At 72.4% G+C, this 16,314-nt stretch carries 18 protein-coding genes; 10 read left to right on the top strand and 8 right to left on the bottom strand.

The features are described from left to right. Positions 1–50 precede the first annotated feature (50 nt). Positions 51–251, bottom strand: a complete 201-nt coding sequence (locus tag NIE79_RS12245) for a hypothetical protein (protein ID WP_238678666.1) — start codon at positions 249–251, stop codon at positions 51–53. 292 nt (positions 252–543) lie between these two features. On the opposite strand from NIE79_RS12245, the gene NIE79_RS12240 reads away from it, so the two are divergent. Continuing rightward, complete coding sequence (locus tag NIE79_RS12240; protein WP_238678665.1) at positions 544–1,395, top strand: helix-turn-helix domain-containing protein; 852 nt, start codon at positions 544–546, stop codon at positions 1,393–1,395. Further along, a complete protein-coding gene (locus NIE79_RS12235) occupies positions 1,386–1,574 on the top strand; it encodes a DUF397 domain-containing protein (RefSeq protein ID WP_238678664.1) in 189 nt (62 codons plus the stop codon). The genes NIE79_RS12240 and NIE79_RS12235 overlap by 10 nt, the downstream gene beginning before the upstream one ends. Before the next feature lie 97 nt (positions 1,575–1,671). Here NIE79_RS12235 and NIE79_RS12230 read toward each other — a convergent pair whose 3' ends face one another. Continuing rightward, entirely contained in the window at positions 1,672–2,148 is a 477-nt protein-coding gene (locus NIE79_RS12230; RefSeq protein WP_238678663.1) for a MarR family winged helix-turn-helix transcriptional regulator, read from the bottom strand. Between the two features lie 83 nt (positions 2,149–2,231). Between NIE79_RS12230 and NIE79_RS12225 the strand changes: the two genes are divergently transcribed. Further along, positions 2,232–2,786: a carboxymuconolactone decarboxylase family protein gene (locus tag NIE79_RS12225; protein WP_238678662.1), complete on the top strand. Its 555-nt coding sequence runs from the start codon at positions 2,232–2,234 to the stop codon at positions 2,784–2,786. Positions 2,787–2,810: 24 nt separating this feature from the next. Here NIE79_RS12225 and NIE79_RS12220 read toward each other — a convergent pair whose 3' ends face one another. Next, positions 2,811–3,686 carry an alpha/beta fold hydrolase gene (locus NIE79_RS12220; RefSeq protein ID WP_238678661.1) on the bottom strand — a complete coding sequence of 292 codons (876 nt, stop codon included), beginning with the start codon at positions 3,684–3,686 and terminating at the stop codon, positions 2,811–2,813. Between the two features lie 260 nt (positions 3,687–3,946). On the opposite strand from NIE79_RS12220, the gene NIE79_RS12215 reads away from it, so the two are divergent. Both NIE79_RS12215 and mqnP read left to right on the top strand, forming a co-directional pair. Then, entirely contained in the window at positions 3,947–5,407 is a 1,461-nt protein-coding gene (locus tag NIE79_RS12215) for a menaquinone biosynthesis decarboxylase (protein ID WP_238678660.1), read from the top strand. Then, a complete protein-coding gene (mqnP, locus tag NIE79_RS12210) occupies positions 5,407–6,318 on the top strand; it encodes a menaquinone biosynthesis prenyltransferase MqnP (RefSeq protein WP_238678659.1) in 912 nt (303 codons plus the stop codon). Before NIE79_RS12215 ends, mqnP begins: the two co-directional genes overlap by 1 nt. Positions 6,319–6,340: 22 nt before the next feature. On the opposite strand, the gene NIE79_RS12205 is transcribed toward mqnP, so the two are convergent. Next, positions 6,341–7,327, bottom strand: coding sequence for a terpene synthase family protein (locus tag NIE79_RS12205; RefSeq protein WP_238678658.1), 987 nt, complete (start codon positions 7,325–7,327; stop codon positions 6,341–6,343). A 152-nt stretch (positions 7,328–7,479) separates the two neighbouring features. On the opposite strand from NIE79_RS12205, the gene NIE79_RS12200 reads away from it, so the two are divergent. Continuing rightward, positions 7,480–8,109 (top strand): UbiX family flavin prenyltransferase, encoded by a 630-nt coding sequence (locus NIE79_RS12200; RefSeq protein WP_091395700.1) that lies wholly within the window; start codon positions 7,480–7,482, stop codon positions 8,107–8,109. A 143-nt stretch (positions 8,110–8,252) separates the two neighbouring features. Here NIE79_RS12200 and NIE79_RS12195 read toward each other — a convergent pair whose 3' ends face one another. Beyond that, on the bottom strand, positions 8,253–8,519 hold the full coding sequence (locus NIE79_RS12195) for a BldC family transcriptional regulator (protein WP_007454516.1): 267 nt from the start codon (positions 8,517–8,519) through the stop codon (positions 8,253–8,255). A 270-nt stretch (positions 8,520–8,789) separates the two neighbouring features. Between NIE79_RS12195 and NIE79_RS12190 the strand changes: the two genes are divergently transcribed. The 3 genes from NIE79_RS12190 to cds1 are packed head-to-tail and all read left to right on the top strand — an operon-like array spanning position 8,790 to position 11,253. Beyond that, positions 8,790–9,248: an Lrp/AsnC family transcriptional regulator gene (locus tag NIE79_RS12190; RefSeq protein ID WP_238668705.1), complete on the top strand. Its 459-nt coding sequence runs from the start codon at positions 8,790–8,792 to the stop codon at positions 9,246–9,248. A 50-nt stretch (positions 9,249–9,298) separates the two neighbouring features. Then, positions 9,299–10,129, top strand: a complete 831-nt coding sequence (locus NIE79_RS12185) for an SDR family NAD(P)-dependent oxidoreductase (RefSeq protein ID WP_238678657.1) — start codon at positions 9,299–9,301, stop codon at positions 10,127–10,129. Between the two features lie 32 nt (positions 10,130–10,161). After that, a complete protein-coding gene (gene cds1, locus NIE79_RS12180; protein ID WP_238678656.1) occupies positions 10,162–11,253 on the top strand; it encodes an L-cysteine desulfhydrase Cds1 in 1,092 nt (363 codons plus the stop codon). A gap of 186 nt (positions 11,254–11,439) precedes the next feature. Here cds1 and NIE79_RS12175 read toward each other — a convergent pair whose 3' ends face one another. The 3 genes from NIE79_RS12175 to NIE79_RS12165 form a co-directional block, all read right to left on the bottom strand. Beyond that, entirely contained in the window at positions 11,440–12,060 is a 621-nt protein-coding gene (locus tag NIE79_RS12175) for a putative glycolipid-binding domain-containing protein (RefSeq protein WP_372471488.1), read from the bottom strand. Positions 12,061–12,162: 102 nt separating this feature from the next. Beyond that, positions 12,163–14,226 (bottom strand): DEAD/DEAH box helicase, encoded by a 2,064-nt coding sequence (locus tag NIE79_RS12170; RefSeq protein ID WP_274523983.1) that lies wholly within the window; start codon positions 14,224–14,226, stop codon positions 12,163–12,165. Positions 14,227–14,423: 197 nt separating this feature from the next. Then, a complete protein-coding gene (locus NIE79_RS12165; protein ID WP_238678654.1) occupies positions 14,424–15,797 on the bottom strand; it encodes a hypothetical protein in 1,374 nt (457 codons plus the stop codon). 106 nt (positions 15,798–15,903) lie between these two features. Here NIE79_RS12165 and NIE79_RS12160 point away from each other — a divergent pair. After that, positions 15,904–16,314: hypothetical protein (locus tag NIE79_RS12160; protein ID WP_238678653.1), on the top strand; the 411-nt coding region annotated here is incomplete at its 3' end.

Genomic DNA, 16,314 nt, shown 5'->3' with positions numbered 1-16,314 from the left:
TGGCAACGCGGTGCGGGCCGGTCACGGATTCGTCCGTGACCGGCCCGCGTCTACCGGGTGGCCCGCCAGGCCCGCAACGCCCGCTCGACCTGGATGGTGACCTGGTAGGACACCTCCGGTAGATCGGCCAGCTCGATCCGCTCACCGCGCATCGCCAGTTGGGCGTGCAGCTCCCGGGCGACGGCGTCGCGAAGCTCGACCAGCAGGGGCGACAACCCGTCCGGGTTGCCGACGACGTACGCGTCCGACATGAACCCACTTTGCTCCCGCGTCCCGCCGTTCGGCCAGGCACGGTGAGATGTGCCCGCCGGGCTTGTCCCGGTCCTGATCGGCAATGTGGCGGTGTCCCGCGCCCGGTCGGCCGTTGATCCACTCGGCTTCCAGGAAGTCGGGGGGTCTTGCAGCCCGGGACACCGCGACTTCGCGAAACCCGAGTGGATCATGTGTTTGCCGGCCGCCCCCCGGGTCGGGTCACAGGTCGCGTTACCCCGATATGCGCGTCACGGGGTGACGCAGCGTTGACTGCTCGCTACCGTGCGGCAGATGGGGTTGCACGACCCCGACAATCGCGGCGGAAGGTGGGGTGCGGTGACCACAGTGGTGTCCACGGCGGCGCTGATCCGGGAGCAGCTCCGGCGGTCGCGGCTCGCGGCCGGGCTGACTCAGGAGGAGTACGGCAAGAGGGCGCACTACTCGCCGTCCATGGTGTCGGCCGTCGAGCTGGGGCAGACGGCGCCCAACGAGGCGTACCTGAAACGGGCCGACGAGGTGCTCGACACCGGTGGGTTGCTGACCTCGCTGCGCGACCTGGGTCGGCGCGACGGTGAGCCGGTCTGGTTCCGCCCCTGGCTGGAGGTCGAGCGGGTCGCCACCCAACTGCGCTGCTTCGGCGCGACGATGATTCCCGGGTTGTTGCAGACCGCCGACTACGCGCGGGCGGTGTTCCGGCTCGACCTGGGGCTGACCGCCGACCGGGTGGAGGAGTTGGTGGCGGCTCGGCTGGAGCGGCAGACGATCCTCGACCGGGAGCACCCGCCGCAGCTCACCGCCGTGATCGACGAGGCCGCGTTGCAGCGCTTCGCGGAGGGCTGCGCCGGGGTGCTGGCCGAGCAGCTCCGGCATCTGGTGGCGTGCGCCCGCCGCCCGCACATCAGGGTGCACGTGCTGCCGCAGGGCGTGGGCCTGCACGCCGGCCTCTTCGGGCCGTTCATCCTCGGCCGCACCGCCGACGGCAGTTGGCTCGGCTTCCTCGACAACCAGACCGGCGGCACCGCCGTGGACGACATCAACGAGCTGGCGACCCTGCTTGGAAGGTGGGAGAGTCTGCGCAGTGACGCGCTGCCCCGGCAGCAGTCGATCGACCTGCTCGAGGAGATCGTGAAGCCATGGATCTGACCGGAGCCCACTGGCGCAAGTCCACCCGGAGCGGCAACGACGCTGGTGCGTGCGTCGAGGTCGCCGACAACCTGGCCGGCCGGGTGCACGTCCGTGATTCCAAGGACCGCGACGGCGGCCTGCTGACCTTCACCCCGGCCGCGTGGCGGGCCTTCGTCGAGTTGGCCCGCACCCACTGACCGTCCACTGAGCCGCGCAGCCGCAGGCGTCCCCGCACCCCCTCCGGGCCACCCAGCAGGATGGCCCGGAGGTCTCGCTCGCCGCCCGCTCCCGCGATCAGCCGCCGAACCAGCCGGGCACGTCGAGCCGGAACCAGTTGGCCGAGGCCATCGTGCGCAGGTCGTCCTCCAGGGCGGTGACCCGCTCCGGGCCGAGGGTGTCGGCCCACTGTGCGCGCAACCGGTCGAAGATCTCGGCCGAGCGGCGTAGCCCTTCGGCACCGCGTGGGGTCACCCGGACCAGCCGGCGTCGGGCGTCCGAGGGGTCGTCGACCCGTTCCAGGTAGCCGACGGCAACCAACCGGTCGACGGTCTTGCCCGCTGCCTGCTTGGAGATGCCCAGCCGCTGGCCCAGCTCGGTGGCGGTGGTGCCGCCCGCCCCGACGGCCTGGAGCACGAACCCGTGCAGCGGTCGCAGCTCTGGATGCCCCTCCCGGGCCAGCTCGGTGTGCAGGTCGTCGATCAGCGTCCGGAAGCCGGCAAGCAGCAGCAGCGGTAGCTGGAAGCCGGGCCGGGTGGGATCAGCGGTTGCCATGTTCGACAACCACGTTTACTATTTCGTCAACCACGTTGACTATCGTAGCGTCCCCCGAACCAGGCTCCGGAAAGCAGGTAACCATGTCCGTCTTCACCGCCCACACCGCTGAGACCGCACCCGCCGCCGCCCGTCGGTCCATCGAGGGAGTGCGCGGCCGGTTCGGCTGGCTGCCCACCCCGGTGGCCCTGATGGCCGATTCGCCGCAGTTGCTGACCGGCTTCCTCGCCGCCAGCACAGGCTTCGAGCAGACCGACCTCGCCCCGCTGGACCGGGAGGTGGTCATCCTGACGGTCTCCACCAGTCATGAATGCCATTTCTGCGTCGCCCTGCACACCGGCAAGCTCACCGGACTCGGCGCGACCCCCGAGCTGATCACAGCGCTGCGGGCCGGCTCGGTGCTGCCCGAGCCGCGCCTGGAGGCGCTGCGCCGCTTCACGCTGGCCGTGCTCGACCACCGGGGCGCGGTGCCCGACGACGAGATGGACGACTTCCTGGCCGCCGGCTACCAGCCCCGGCACGCGCTCGACGTGGTGCTCGGCGTCGGCGCGTACACCATGTCCACCTTCGCCAACCGGCTCACCCGGGCGCCGCTCGACCCGCCACTGGCCGCCCACGCCTGGTCGCCCGCCGCCTGACCGAGGACACCCGCGGCCCCCTGCTCAGTCCGCCTCAAGGAAGTCCCGCAGCAGGGCGAGCATCTCGTCCGGGCGCTCCTCGTACAGCCAGTGCCCGCAGTCCTCGATCACCTCGCCGCGCACCGTGTCGGCGTACCGGCGAACCTGCTCGGCAATCTGCCCACCGAGGCTGGCCGCCGCCCCGACGGCCAGCACCGGCATGGTCAGCTTCGTGCCCCGGTACGCGGCGTTGTCGGCGATGTCCTGCTCGAACGCCCGGAAGTAGGCGAAGCTGGCCCGCAGATGCGCCGGGTCGCGCAGATGGCTGGCGAACTCCTCGATGTCGGGCGCGGCGATGCTGCCCTTGCGCACCATCAGCGCGTCGGTGAACTTGTCCACCCAGAGCGACTCCCGCCCGTCGACCAACGCCTCCGGGAGCCCGTTGCCGAGGGAGAAGTAGCCGAAGTTCCACACCCCGGGCCCCGCCGAGGTGAGCGCGGGGAACGTGTAGATGCTCTCGTCGGGGATCGGCGCCTCGGTGAGCGCCAGCCGACTCACCCGCTGCGGATGGGCGGCGGCGTACGCGTACGCCACCATGGTCCCCAGGTCGTGCCCGACCAGCCGGAGGTCTCCGTCCAGGCCGAGCTGGTCGAGCAGTCCGTGCAGGTCGGCGGCGACGGTCTTCTTGTCGTACCCGCCGTCCGGGGCGTCGCTGCCCCCGAAGCCGCGCAGGTCGGGCGCGACCACCTCAAAAGAGCGCCCCAACTCGGGCAGCAGGTGCCGCCACATGTACCAGCACTGCGGATATCCGTGCAGCAACACCAGTGGCGGGCCGGCACCCCCACGGACGTAGTTCATGGTGATCTGGCCGACCCGCGCCCGTTGCTCAGTGAACCCCGCCGGAACCCGCTCCCCGCCCATGGCCGCCTCCGTCCGCCCCCGCATGCCCGCTGCCGCTTGCCCGCCGCCTGCCCGGCTACCCGCTCAAAGGCCCGCCATGCCCGCCAGGTTCGCTGATCCACTCGCCTTCCTTGAAGTCGCGGTGTCCGGCGGCCTGGGACACCGCGCTTTCCTGAAAGCCGAGTCGATCTACGCCCGGCTGCAGTTGACGTCGGGGGGATCGCGAGCGTCACAGCACCCGGCTTGGGCCGTGCGGGAGCCGGTGCGGGAGACTGGGCGACATGGCGGCTCGTGGCTTCCCGTACACCGATCTCAAGGACTTCATCGCGGCGCTGGAGCGCGCGGGGGAGTTGCGCCGGATCGACGTCCCGGTCGATCCGACCCTGGAGATCAGCGAGGTGGTCACCCGCACGGTGCGGGCCGGCGGCCCGGCGCTGCTCTTCGAGCGTCCGACCCGGGGCGAGATGCCGGTGGCGATCAACCTGTTCGGCACCGAGAAGCGGATGGCGATGGCCCTCGGCGTCGACTCGCTGGACGAGGTCGGTGCCCGGATCGGCGCGATGATCAAGCCGGAGCTGCCGGTCGGCTGGTCGGGCATCCGGGAGGGCCTCGGCAAGGTCATGCAGCTCAAGTCGGTGCCGCCGCGCAAGGTGAAGACCGCACCCTGCCAGGAGGTCGTCTACCGGGGTGAGGACGTCGACCTCAACCGGCTGCCGGGGTTGCAGGTCTGGCCCGACGACGGCGGGATCTTCCACAACTACGGGCTGACCCACACCAAGCACCCGGAGACCGGCAAGCGCAACCTCGGCCTGTACCGACTCCAGCAGCACGGCCGCAACACACTGGGCATGCACTGGCAGATCCACAAGGACTCGACGGCGCACCACGCGGTCGCCGAGCGGCTCGGGCAGCGCCTGCCGGTCGCGATCGCGATCGGCTGCGACCCGGTCGTCTCGTACGCGGCCAGCGCGCCGCTGCCCAGCGACATCGACGAGTACCTGTTCGCGGGGTTCCTGCGCGGCGAGCGGGTGGAGATGGTCGACTGCCTCACAGTGCCGTTGCAGGTGCCGGCGCACGCGCAGATCGTGCTGGAGGGCTACCTGGAGCCGGGTGAGCGGCTGCCCGAGGGGCCGTTCGGCGACCACACCGGCTTCTACACGCCGGTCGAGCCGTTCCCCGTGCTGCACATCGAGGCGATGACCATGCAGCGCAAGCCGGTCTACCACTCGATCATCACCTCGAAGCCGCCGCAGGAGGACCACGGCCTCGGCAAGGCCACCGAGCGGATCTTCCAGCCGCTGCTCAAGCTGATGATCCCGGACATCGTCGACTACGACCTGCCGGCCGCCGGCGTCTTCCACAACTGCGCGATCGTCTCGATCCGCAAGCGCTACCCGAAGCACGCGCAGAAGGTGATGAACGCGATCTGGGGCGCGCACCTGATGTCACTGACCAAGCTGATCGTGATCGTCGACGAGGACTGCGACGTGCACGACTACAACGAGGTCGCCTTCCGGGCCTTCGGCAACGTCGACTACGCCCGGGACCTGCTGCTCACCGAGGGCCCGGTGGACCACCTCGACCACTCGTCGTACCAGCAGTTCTGGGGAGGTAAGGCTGGCGTCGACGCGACCCGCAAGCTGCCCACCGAGGGCTACACCCGCGGCTGGCCGGAGGAGATGACCATGGCCCCCGAGGTCACCGCCCTGGTCGACAAGCGCTGGAAGGAGTACGGCATCTGATGGCCGTCATCGACGCACCGAGGGTGAAGCCGGGCCGGACGAAGTCCTTCCTGAAGCTGGTCGCCGTCGAGCACTCCGTCTTCGCGCTGCCGTTCGCGTTCCTCTCGGCGCTGGCCGCCATGCAGAGTTTCGGCGGGCACGTACGGTGGCTCGACCTGCTGCTGATCACCGTGGCGATGGTCGGGGCGCGGACGTTCGCGATGGCCGCCAACCGGATCCTCGACCGCAAGATCGATGCGCGGAACCCGCGTACCGCCGGCCGGGAACTGGTCACCGGAGCGGTGAGCGTGCGGACGGCCTGGACCGGCGCGGCCGTCGCACTCGTGGTCTTCCTCGGCGCCGCCGCCCTGCTCAACCCGCTCTGCCTGGTGCTCGCGCCGCTCGCCGTGGTGCCGCTGGTCGTCTACCCCTACGCCAAGCGGTTCACCAACTGGCCGCACGCCATCCTCGGGATCGCCCAGGCGGTCGGCCCGGTCGGCGCCTGGCTGGCGGTCACCGGCACCCTGGACGGCTCCGGGCCGGCCTGGCTGCTCGGCGCGGCAGTGGGGCTGTGGATCGGCGGCTTCGACCTGATCTACGCCTGCCAGGACTCCGAGATCGACAGGGAGATCGGCGTGCACAGCGTGCCCGCCCGGTACGGTCGGCGCTTCGCGCTGCACGCCTCGACCGTCGCACACGTGGTGACCTTCGCGCTGTTCATCTGGTTCGGCGCGTTGATCGGTCTCGGTTGGCTCTGGTGGATCGGGCTGGCGCTGACCGCCGTGGCGTTCGGCTACCAGCACCTGGTGGTCACCCCGACCGACCTCAGCAAGGTCAACCGGGCGTTCTTCACCGCCAACGGGTTCGTCGGCATCGCGCTGTTCCTCTTCGCCCTGCTCGACCTGGTGATCCGGCTCGGCCTGCGGCAGTGAGGCTGGGTGGGTCCGGCTCGGCCTACGGCCCTACGACGGGCGGGGTGGCGCTGACGGGGTAGCGGGCGCTCTCGAAGGTCCAGTCGATGGTCCCGCGCACGGCGTTCGCGATCCCGTCGAGATGGTCGGCGACCGCGTCGTCCAAGGCCGGGCCGAACGACGGCACCGCGGCTCGCAACGCGACGAAGCGCCGCATCGCCTCCCTCCAGTGCTCGGCCGCCCGCTCGACCGCCTCCGACTCCGGCACGCCCAGTTCGGCCTCGATGGCGAGGACCAGGTTGTGCCCGCCCGCGGTCACCCGGTCCCCATCCAGCGAGGCCATGTCGTTGTACCAGGAGAGCAGGTCGTTGCCGGTACGGGCGATCTGACGCAGCAGCGGGTGATGGTAGACCGGGTCGGGCAACGGCCGGCCGCTGACGAACTCCACCAGCGGGTACGACACCTCCGCCGCCGAGGTCGACCGACGTAGCGCGACGAACTCGTCCACGCTGGGACGGTGGCCGACCTCCTTGTTGACGGCCTCCTGCCAGGTGCCGTCGAGGTGTCGGGCCACCGCGTCGGCGAAACGCTGCCGCCACCGGGCCGGCATCCGGCGGCGCGGATCCCGCCAGGCCAGCACCAGCAGTCGCCGCAGCGGGCCGGTCAGCCCGGTCTGCCGCAGCCGGGTGCCGTCGTGCAGCAGCGCCAGTGTGCCGTTGCGCAGCGCCCGGATCTGCTCCGGCGTCAACCGGTGCGGCCCGTCGCAGGCGTCATCGACCAGGAAGAACCAGGTGAACAGCGCGGTCAGCACCCGCAGGTCGGCTTCGGTCGCCGCCGGGTAGAGCCGCCCGGCGTACCGGGCGAAGGCACCCCGGGACAGCCGGTGCAGCGCGGCGTCGTCCAGTGAGTGGCCAAGCTCGGGCAGCAGACCGAGCAGCCAGGCCTGCACACGATCGGCGTGTGGTGGTGGAGGCTGGGACGGGATCGGACATTCGGCACGCAGCGCCCGGAGGATCTCGCCGGTCGTCACCGATGCCTCCTCTTCGAGATGGTTCCGGTGCGAATCGCCAGCGGCAGCATGTCAGGTCGACGGGATGCGCAGGTACCCCGTCGGACATGTCGGGCCGGACCAACTCCGGGGGTGCCCACCAGCGGGCCAGCCAGACCAGGCAGGCTGGGGGTATGCGGGAACCATGGGTGGTCGGGGTCTCCGGTGCCTCCGGTACGCCGTACGCGGCAGCCGTCATCGGCGGCCTGCTCGACGCGGGCGAGCCGGTGGACCTGATCGTGTCCCGGGCGGCACGACTCACAGTCCTCGACGAGACCGGCCGACCCTTCCGGGACGGGCACTGGGCCGAGGACCTCGCCGCCTGGCTCGACCGGGACCTGACCACCGCGGACGTGCGGCACTGGCCGGCCGGCGACCTGGCGGCCGGGCCGAGCAGCGGCTCCTACCGGGTACGCGGGATGGCAGTGGTCCCGGCCAGCACGGCCGCCTGCGCCGGCATCGCGATCGGGCTCTCCAAGGACCTGTTGCAGCGCGCCGCCGAGGTCAACCTCAAGGAACGCCGTCCGGTGGTGCTGGTTCCCCGGGAGACACCGGTGACCCGCAGCCACCTGGAGCACCTCATCGCCCTGCACGACGCGGGCGCTGTGGTGCTGCCGGCCAGCCCCGGCTTCTACGGCGCCGGCGCGGCGGCCAGCGCGCAGCAGTTGGTCGACTTCGTGGCTGGCAAGGTGCTGGACGCGCTCGGCGTCCCGCACACCCTGTTCCGGCGGTGGTCAGGCCAGCTCGGCGCAGCCCGAAGCTGAGCCGTCCCGCTCGTGCAGAGCCGTCCGCTCGTGCTGGGCGCGGTTGTGCCGCTCAGCACGAGCGGTGCTGCCGCCCGGCGGTCGGCCGAAGCGGGACGCGGACCGGACTGGTGTCCGGTCCGCGTGGCGTTGTCCGCACCAGTTCAGTACATGCCAGCGTTGGCCGGACCCGGCCCCGTGGATGCCGCCGGCCCCACATTGCGTGGCTTACCGACCTCATCCACCTCGTCCAGCATGCCCTCCCCCTCAAGCAGGGCTCGCACCTCGGATTCCCGAAACCGGCGATGCCCGCCTGGAGTCCGGATGCTTCCTATCCGGCCGGCCGCCGCCCATCTCGTCACAGTTTTCGGGTCTACCCGAAACAGCGCGGCGACCTCACCCGGTGTCAGCAGGCGATCTCCAGTGTCCACAGCCCCCTCCTCGCGTCGACGAAGCCCCCGGCTGAACACACTGCCCCCGGCTGGTGCGTAGCCCAGAGCCGTCATGAGGGACGTATGGCAATTACAGCACCAGGGACATGGCCTGTCCGCCCAAACGCGAAAAATGCACTGAGTGGGGAGTTAGTAATGTTACTGGTGCTACCTCTGCCCTGACCGGCGGTTTATGAACAGTGACTCACCGCTCAGTCCAACGGGTGCCGAAGGCCGCACGTTACGTGTCAGCGGTTAAGGTCACTCTCTGTGGATGCCATCGACCTGAGCCTCGTCGACCTACTGCGCGGCAACGCCCGCCTCTCGTACGCCGAGTTGGCTCGACAGGTGGGCCTCTCGGCCCCGGCCGTGCACGAGCGGGTAGGCAAGCTGGAGAGCAGCGGCGTGGTCCGGGGCTACCGAGCGGACGTGGCCCCGGAGTCGATCGGGCTGGGTGTCACAGCGCTGATCGGCATCGTCGAGGACTCCGGCGCGGACACCGACGACATGCTCGAGTCGCTGCGGGTGCTACCCGAGATCGAATCCTGCTACTTCATGGCCGGCGTGGAGTCGTTCCTGCTCAAGGCGCGGGTCGGCACGATCGCCGAGCTGGAGCAGCTGATCGTGCGGTTGAACCGGACACCGGGGGTGGCCTCCACCCGTACCGCCATCGCGCTCTCCACGAAATGGGAGAACCGCCCCCAGCCGGTCGGCTCGCCCGCGGCCTGACCGCCGCGTACCCCTGGTGTCGCCCGGGCGGCCGGCGGTAGCGTGCGCCGATGACTCCGCCGGCGCGTCCCGTGGCCGTGGTGACCGGTGCTGCCGGCGGTCTGGGGCAGGCCATCGCCACCGCGCTGCACACCGACGGTTGGTCGGTGCTGCTCACCGACCTCGACCCGGCGGCGGCGCAGAGCGCCGCGGCGCCGCTCGGCGGTTGGTCGGCCGCCCTGGACGTCCGGGACGAGGACGCCTGCGCCGCCACCGCCGCGAACGCGGCAAGCCGGGGCGACCTCGCCCTCTGGGTCAACAACGCCGGCATCCTGGTAACCGGGGCGTCGTGGGAGCACGACGCCGCGACCCGCCGTCGGCTGCTCGACGTCAACACCCACGGCGCCATGAACGGCACCCTCGCCGCGCTGTCCGTGATGCGTGGGCAGGGCCACGGCCACGTGCTCAACGTCGTCTCGCTGGCCGGGCTGGTCGCCGCGCCCGGCGAGACGGTGTACGCGGCCAGCAAGCACGCCCTGCTGGCGTTCAGCCTCGGCACCCTGTCCGACCTGCGGATGGCCGGGTACCGGCGGGTGCACGTCTCCTGCCTCTGCCCGGACGGCATCTGGACCCCGATGCTGCACGACCGGCTGGACGACCCGGGGGCGGTGGCCTCGTTCACCGGATCGATGCTGACCGCGCAGCAGGTGGCGGCCCGGGCGGTTCGGCTGGCCCGCCGGCCACGTCCGGTGGTCAGCCTGCCCCGCTGGCGGGGAGCGCAGGTGCGCCTGTTGGACGCACTGCCCAGGCTGGCCGTCGCACTGACCCCGCTCGTCCGGGCCGCCGGCCGCGCCGGTCAGCGACGCCAACGCCGCAGGTCAACGCCACCGGACCGGCGCTGACCTCAGCTGGCCCGCTTGCTAGGTTTCCGAGCGTGACTCATCTCGACCGGTGCGACGAATCCAGCCGAACCTGGGTGACCGAGGCGATCGCCGCCGTCGAGGCAGACGCGAACCGGTCCGCCGACACCCACCTGCTGCCGTTTCCGCTGCCCCGGGAATGGGGGATCGACCTCTACCTCAAGGACGAGTCGTCACACCCCACCGGCTCGCTGAAGCACCGGCTGGCCCGCTCGCTGTTCCTCTACGGGCTCTGCAACGGCTGGATCGGCCCGCGCACCACGATCGTCGAGGCGTCGTCGGGTTCCACGGCGGTCTCCGAGGCGTACTTCGCCCGGATGCTGGGCCTGCCGTTCATCGCTGTGATGCCCGCCTCCACCTCGCCGGAGAAGATCACGCAGATCGAGTTCCAGGGCGGTCGGTGCCACCTGGTGGACGACCCGGCGGGCGTGGTGGTCGAGGCCCGGTGGCTCGCCGAGGACTCCGGCGGGCACTTCATGGACCAGTTCACCTACGCCGAGCGGGCGACCGACTGGCGGGGCAACAACAACATCGCCGAGTCGATCTACGCACAGTTGGAGCTGGAGCGGCACCCGATCCCCGCCTGGGTAGTGGTGGGCGCCGGCACCGGGGGCACCAGCGCGACCATCGGCCGCTACGCCCGGTACCGCCGGCTCGCCACCAAGCTCTGCGTGGTCGACCCGGAGAACTCGGCGTTCTACCCGGCCTGGCTGGCCGCCGACTGGTCGGTACGGACCGGGCAGGGCTCCCGCATCGAGGGGATCGGCCGGCCCACAGTGGAGGCGTCGTTCCTGCCCTCGGTGGTTGACCGGATGGTCCAGGTGCCGGACGCGGCGTCACTGGCCGCCATGCGCGCCGGGTCGGCGCTGCTCGGCCGCCGGGTGGGTGGGTCCACCGGCACCAACCTGTGGGGCGCGTTCGGCCTGATCGCCGCGATGCTCGCCGAGCGTCGGACGGGCTCGGTGGTCACCCTGATCTGCGACCCGGGCGACCGGTACGCCGACACGTACTACGCCGACGACTGGGTGGCCGCCCAGGGCCTCGACCTGACCCCGCACCTGGCCACCATCGACCGCTTTCTGGCCAGCGGAGCCTGGCCCGCCTGAACCGCCCAGCGGGTCTGGCCCGCCTGAACCGCCCAGCGGGTCTGGCCCGCCTGAACCGCCCAGCGGGTCTGGCCCGCCTGAACCGCCCAGCGGGTCTGGCCCGCCTGAACCGCCCAGCGGGTCTGGCCCGCCTGAACCGCCCAGCGGAGCCGGGCCCGCCCGGGGCCTCGCCCACCGGGGCGCCGATCAGCGCGGGTCGATCCGCTCGGCCAGCCCGGGGTAGCGCACCACGTAGCCGCTGTCGTCCAGATCGATGTCGGCCGTGAAGGTGCCGCTGGCGAAGCGCACCCGACCCGGCCCGAGCCCGGTGTAGATCTGCTCGGCCGGCACCACCTCAAGGCCGGGCAGCAGCACCCAGGCAACTGTGATCCGGTGTGCCACATCGGCTGGCTCGGCTGCCATCCGAAGCCGGTGGACCGGCAGGGTGTTGAACAGCGGCGAACCGCTCAGGTCGACGTCGAGCGCGTCGGCCAGCCGGTCCGGGTCGTCGGTGCCCGGCAGGCCGGCCCGGCGATGACCGGCCGCGACCAGGGCCGCGTCCAGGTCGCCCTGCTCGGCGGTGGTCACCCGCCAGCGACCCGCGGCCCGCTCCAGCTTCACTCGGCGCAGCCAGCCGAGACCCTCGGCCTCGACCTCGACCCGGGTGGTGGCCCAGTCCGGCGTGGTGGTCAGCTGGTAGCGGGCGGTCCACGGGATCGGATCCACGGCGAGCAGAGTGCCTCGGGCCGCCAACCCGTGGCCGTCGTCGAGCAGGACCTGCTCGCTGCCGGCGGTGTCCGTCCGGGACCAGAAGATTGACTTCGGCATGGTCGGCATGAGCCGGACGTTACGCGACCCGACCGACATCGGCAGGGCATGCGCGAACGCCGCCGCGAAGCCTGGGCTTCACGACGGCGTTCGGTGGATCAATCAGTGGGTACGCGCCGCCGGTCGCCCGCCGAAACCGCGCCGATCGTCACGCGGGCGGTCCTCGCGGGGCCGGTCCTCGCGGGGCCGGTCGTCACGGGGCCGGTCGTCCCGGACCCGGCTCTCCGGGCGGAAACCACCCCGAGTGTCCCGGTCGCCGAAGCGCCGCTCACCCTGCGGACGGTCACCGAAGCGCCGCTCGCCGGTCGGTCGATCGCCCCGACCGTCCCGGTCACCGAACTGCGGCCGGTCGCCGAACCGACGCTCGCCCTGCGGCCGGTCGCCGTACCCCCGGGTGTCCCGATCGGCGTAACGCCGCTCGCCCGTCGGCCGGTCGCCGTACCCCCGGTCGCCCTGCGGGCGGTCGCTCTGCTGCCGGTCGCCGTAGCGGCGCTCACCCTGCGGGCGGTCGCCGTAGCCCCGCTCGCCCTGCGGGCGGTCGCCGAAGCGGCGCTCGCCGGTGGGCCGGTCGCCGTAGCGACGCTCGCCGGTGGGCCGGTCGCCGTAGCCCCGCTCGCCCTGCGGGCGGTCGCCGTAGCCCCGCTCGCCCTGCGGGCGGTCGCCGTAGCCCCGGTCGCCCTGCGGGCGGTCGCCGAAGCGGCGCTCGCCGGTGGGCCGGTCGCCGAAGCGCCGGTCGCCCTGCGGACGGTCGCCGTAGCGGCGCTCGCCGCCTGTGCGGTCACCGAACCGGCGCGGGCCGCCGGAGCGGTCGCCGTAGCCCCGGGGCTCGGCCTCGACGCGGACCGGGACGCCACTGGGCTCGCGGGCACCGACCAGCTCGGCCAGCGCCGCGTCCCCGACGCGGACCCGGGTCTCGGCCGGCGCGACGCCGGCCTTCTCCATCATCGCCAGGGTGGTACGGCGCTGCTTGGGCAGCACCAGCGTGGCGACAGCGCCCGACTCGCCGGCCCGAGCGGTACGCCCCGCGCGGTGCAGGTAGTCCTTGGGGTCCTTCGGCGGGTCGACGTGCAGCACCAGGGTGACCCCGTCGACGTGGATGCCCCGGGCCGCCACATCCGTGGCGACCAGCACGTTCATCCGGCCCTCACGGAACTCGGCGAGCGTCTTGGTGCGCATCCGCTGGGTCTTGCCGCCGTGCAGCCCACCGGCGCGTACGCCGACGGCCGCGAGCTGCTCGACCAGCCGGTCCACCCCGAGCTGGGTACGGGCGAAGACCATGGTCCGGCCATCCCGGGCGGCGATCGAGGCCGCCACCGGGAACTTCTCGTGCGGCGGGATCAACAGCATGTGGTGGTCCATGGTGGACACCGAGGCGGTGGACGGCGCCGTGGAGTGGGTGACCGGATCGGTCATGAACCGCCTGACCAACGCGTCGACGTCACCGTCCAGGGTGGCCGAGAAGAGCAGCCGCTGACTGTTCGCGGGCGTCTTCGCCAGCAGATCGGTCACCTCGGGCAGGAAGCCCATGTCGGCCATCTGGTCGGCCTCGTCGAGCACTGTGACCTCGACGTCGTCGAGCTGGCAGATGCCCCGCTCGATGAGGTCGCCGAGCCGGCCCGGGGTAGCCACGATGATCTCCACGCCGCGGCGCAGCGCGTCGATCTGACGGTCGTACGGAACGCCGCCGACGGCGGTCTTGAGGAAGATCCCGACGGACTTGCCCAGCGGCACCAGGGCGTCGTTGACCTGCATGGCCAGCTCGCGGGTGGGCACCAGGACCAGACCGCGCGGACGCATCGGCCGGGCCCGGTTGCGGTTGGCCAGCCGGGCGATCATCGGCAGCCCGAAGGCGAGCGTCTTGCCCGAACCGGTCTGCCCGCGGCCCAGCACGTCGCGGCCGGCGAGCGCGTCCGGAACTGTGGCCCGCTGGATCTCGAACGGGCTGGTGATGCCCTGCTGAGCCAGCGCGCGGACCAGTTGCTCGGGCAGGCCGAGGTCGGCGAAGCTGATCGGTTCGACGGTCTCGGTCGGCTCGGCCTGCGCGGTCGCCACCGGCGCGGTGCCGGCCTCGCTCAGGGGGACGTCGAGCTGCTCCCGGGCGGCGTCGGCCGCCGGGACTGAGTTGAAAACGGACGTAACGGTGCTGGGGTCAGCAGAGGTGGTCAACAAAAACCTTTCGAGCGGGGCGCATCTTCGCGATGGCCTGCCGCGGCTGTACCGCCGGATCGCCCGCAAGATCGCCCAGGGGCGCACACCACGCGCGCCGGGTCAGTGATCTCAGCCAGTGTACGGCGGTCTGGCGAAGCCGCCAGCCGGTTGACCGACCGTAGTGGGCGGACTCACCATCGCTGGCGCTCGCTGGCTCACCCGTTGAGCACGCTGCCCACCAGACCGTCCAAGGCGTCGCCGGCGAGCAGGACGACCATGACACTGATCGCCACCAGCAGCCCCAGAGCAGCGGCCAGGACGATCATCACCCGGGTGTTACTGGACCGCTCGGCCGGCGTGTCGGACCAACCCTGGGCCAGGATGTGCCCGGTCAGCGAGCCGGAGGTCTCCACAGCGTTGGCGGGTATCGCGACAGTGGTGAAGCCGGCCCCCTCGCCGTTGCCGTAGACGGTGCCGGCCAGGTCGGTGCGACTGTCGTGCCGCCCACCAAGGGCGCCGGCCGCGTCCCGTCCGGCCGAACCAGCCGGTGGGCCGCTCGGCTGCGCCGTCACGCGGGAGTTTCCGCTGCTGTGGCTGGTCGAGGAAGGGGCCCCGGCGGTGGACGGTGGCCAGCTCGGCAGCGCTGGTGCGGGCACCACCGGCGGCGCGGAGGCGGGTGCCCCGGCCCATCCGGCACCGGACGTCGGGCGCGTCGCCCCACCGGTGGACGGCCACCCGGCCGGCGGTGCGGAGACCGAGGCGCTGGCCCGTGCGCCGGGCGTGTCGGTCATCGCCGGCGGCGGCGGAAACGGCGGTGCCGGCATCGGGCCGGGCGGGGCCGGGGGTGCCGGCACCGGCGGACCGGGTGGCGGCAGCGGCGGGCTCGGGACGGGCGGCGTCGGCGGGCCGGGGATGGGCGGCACCGGCGAGGGCGGTGGGATGGGCGGGCCCGGAACGGGAGGAACCGGACCGGGCGGCGGCGTGGGTGGAGGACCCGGCGTCGGCACCGGACCGGGCGGGTACGGACCCGGGGCCGGCGCGGGCTCCGGTTCCGGTGGCGACGGCTGGGTCGGCCCCGGGCCGGGTGGCGTGGGTTCCGGCTCCGGTTCCGGAGTCGACGGCGTCGGGGGCTGGGCCGGCTCGGCACCGACCGGCGCGGCTCGATAGACGCCGGGCGCGCTCTCGCGGCGGTCCGGGGCGCCCAGGGCGCTGGCAGTGCCCCGGCTGCTGCTCGGAACCGTGGCGCTGGCCCGGGCCGACGCGGGGGAGTCGCTCCGCTGCCCCGGCAACGACACGTCGGCCGGGCTGGCCGAGCCGGTCGCACGGTAGGTGGTCGCGGTGACCGGAGCGCTGGCCGGCAGGTCACTGCGGAGAGCGCCGGCAGTCACGACGCTGGCGCGTGCGCGTACCGGTGCGGCGTCGCTGTCAGCGGGGCCGGCGTCCGCCGAGCTGGTCTCGCTGCCCGTCGAGCTGGTGGCAGCCGGGCTGGCGTCGCTGGCGGCCACCGGGTCGGCGGTGCCCGGCCCTGGTGGGCCGGCCTGGTCGACCACGGGGTCGACAGTCTCCGCCGGATCTCTCTGCTCGGCCATTTCCGCCCTCCGCGCCATGCTCGCACCCGGACCCGTGACGTCGAGCCGGATGTGCCTGGTTGTCACGGTGCCACAGATCTTGCCGAGCGGACAGCCGGAGCGGGTCGTGGCGGATCAGCCCGTGGCGCTGGGGCTGCCCGTCGCGCTGCCACTGCCCGTCGCGCTCGTGCTGGCCTTCGGCGTGGTCGCCGGAGACGAGCTGGTCGGCGCGTTGGTCGGTGCCGAGGGCCGGGCCGTCGGAGTGTTGCTCGGGGTCTTCGACGGCGTCGGCGTGGTGCTGCCGGTCGGGGTGGGCGTCGGGGTGGTCGTCAGAGTCGGCGTCGGCGTCGGCGTCGTGGGCGTCGGCGTGGGCGTCGGCTTGGTGGTCTTGGGGGGCGAGGGCGTGTGCTGCGGCTTTGTGGGCGTCGTGGGCGGCGAGGTGGGCGGCGGGGTCGGAGGAGGGACGGGTGGTGACGGGATGGTGAGGGCCGGTGCGGGGCCAGGGCTGAGACGCCTGGGGTCGGCGTCGAGCATGGCG

The sequence above is a fragment of the Micromonospora trifolii genome (assembly GCF_022229005.1).
GTDB classification, from domain to species: domain Bacteria; phylum Actinomycetota; class Actinomycetes; order Mycobacteriales; family Micromonosporaceae; genus Micromonospora; species Micromonospora trifolii.
This window is presented reverse-complemented; position numbering and strand designations above follow the sequence as displayed.

Excerpts from the sequence above, each read along its gene's own strand:
- NIE79_RS12165 (WP_238678654.1), bottom strand. The coding sequence starts at position 15,797 with ATGGCCGAGCAGAGAGATCCGGCGGAGACTGTCGACCCCGTGGTCGAC.
- NIE79_RS12200 (WP_091395700.1), top strand. The coding sequence starts at position 7,480 with ATGCGGGAACCATGGGTGGTCGGGGTCTCCGGTGCCTCCGGTACGCCG.
- NIE79_RS12230 (WP_238678663.1), bottom strand. The coding sequence starts at position 2,148 with ATGGCAACCGCTGATCCCACCCGGCCCGGCTTCCAGCTACCGCTGCTG.
- NIE79_RS12225 (WP_238678662.1), top strand. The coding sequence starts at position 2,232 with ATGTCCGTCTTCACCGCCCACACCGCTGAGACCGCACCCGCCGCCGCC.
- mqnP (WP_238678659.1), top strand. The coding sequence starts at position 5,407 with ATGGCCGTCATCGACGCACCGAGGGTGAAGCCGGGCCGGACGAAGTCC.
- NIE79_RS12215 (WP_238678660.1), top strand. The coding sequence starts at position 3,947 with ATGGCGGCTCGTGGCTTCCCGTACACCGATCTCAAGGACTTCATCGCG.
- NIE79_RS12175 (WP_372471488.1), bottom strand. The coding sequence starts at position 12,060 with ATGCCGAAGTCAATCTTCTGGTCCCGGACGGACACCGCCGGCAGCGAG.
- NIE79_RS12240 (WP_238678665.1), top strand. The coding sequence starts at position 544 with ATGGGGTTGCACGACCCCGACAATCGCGGCGGAAGGTGGGGTGCGGTG.
- NIE79_RS12220 (WP_238678661.1), bottom strand. The coding sequence starts at position 3,686 with ATGGGCGGGGAGCGGGTTCCGGCGGGGTTCACTGAGCAACGGGCGCGG.
- NIE79_RS12245 (WP_238678666.1), bottom strand. The coding sequence starts at position 251 with ATGTCGGACGCGTACGTCGTCGGCAACCCGGACGGGTTGTCGCCCCTG.
- NIE79_RS12185 (WP_238678657.1), top strand. The coding sequence starts at position 9,299 with ATGACTCCGCCGGCGCGTCCCGTGGCCGTGGTGACCGGTGCTGCCGGC.
- NIE79_RS12235 (WP_238678664.1), top strand. The coding sequence starts at position 1,386 with ATGGATCTGACCGGAGCCCACTGGCGCAAGTCCACCCGGAGCGGCAAC.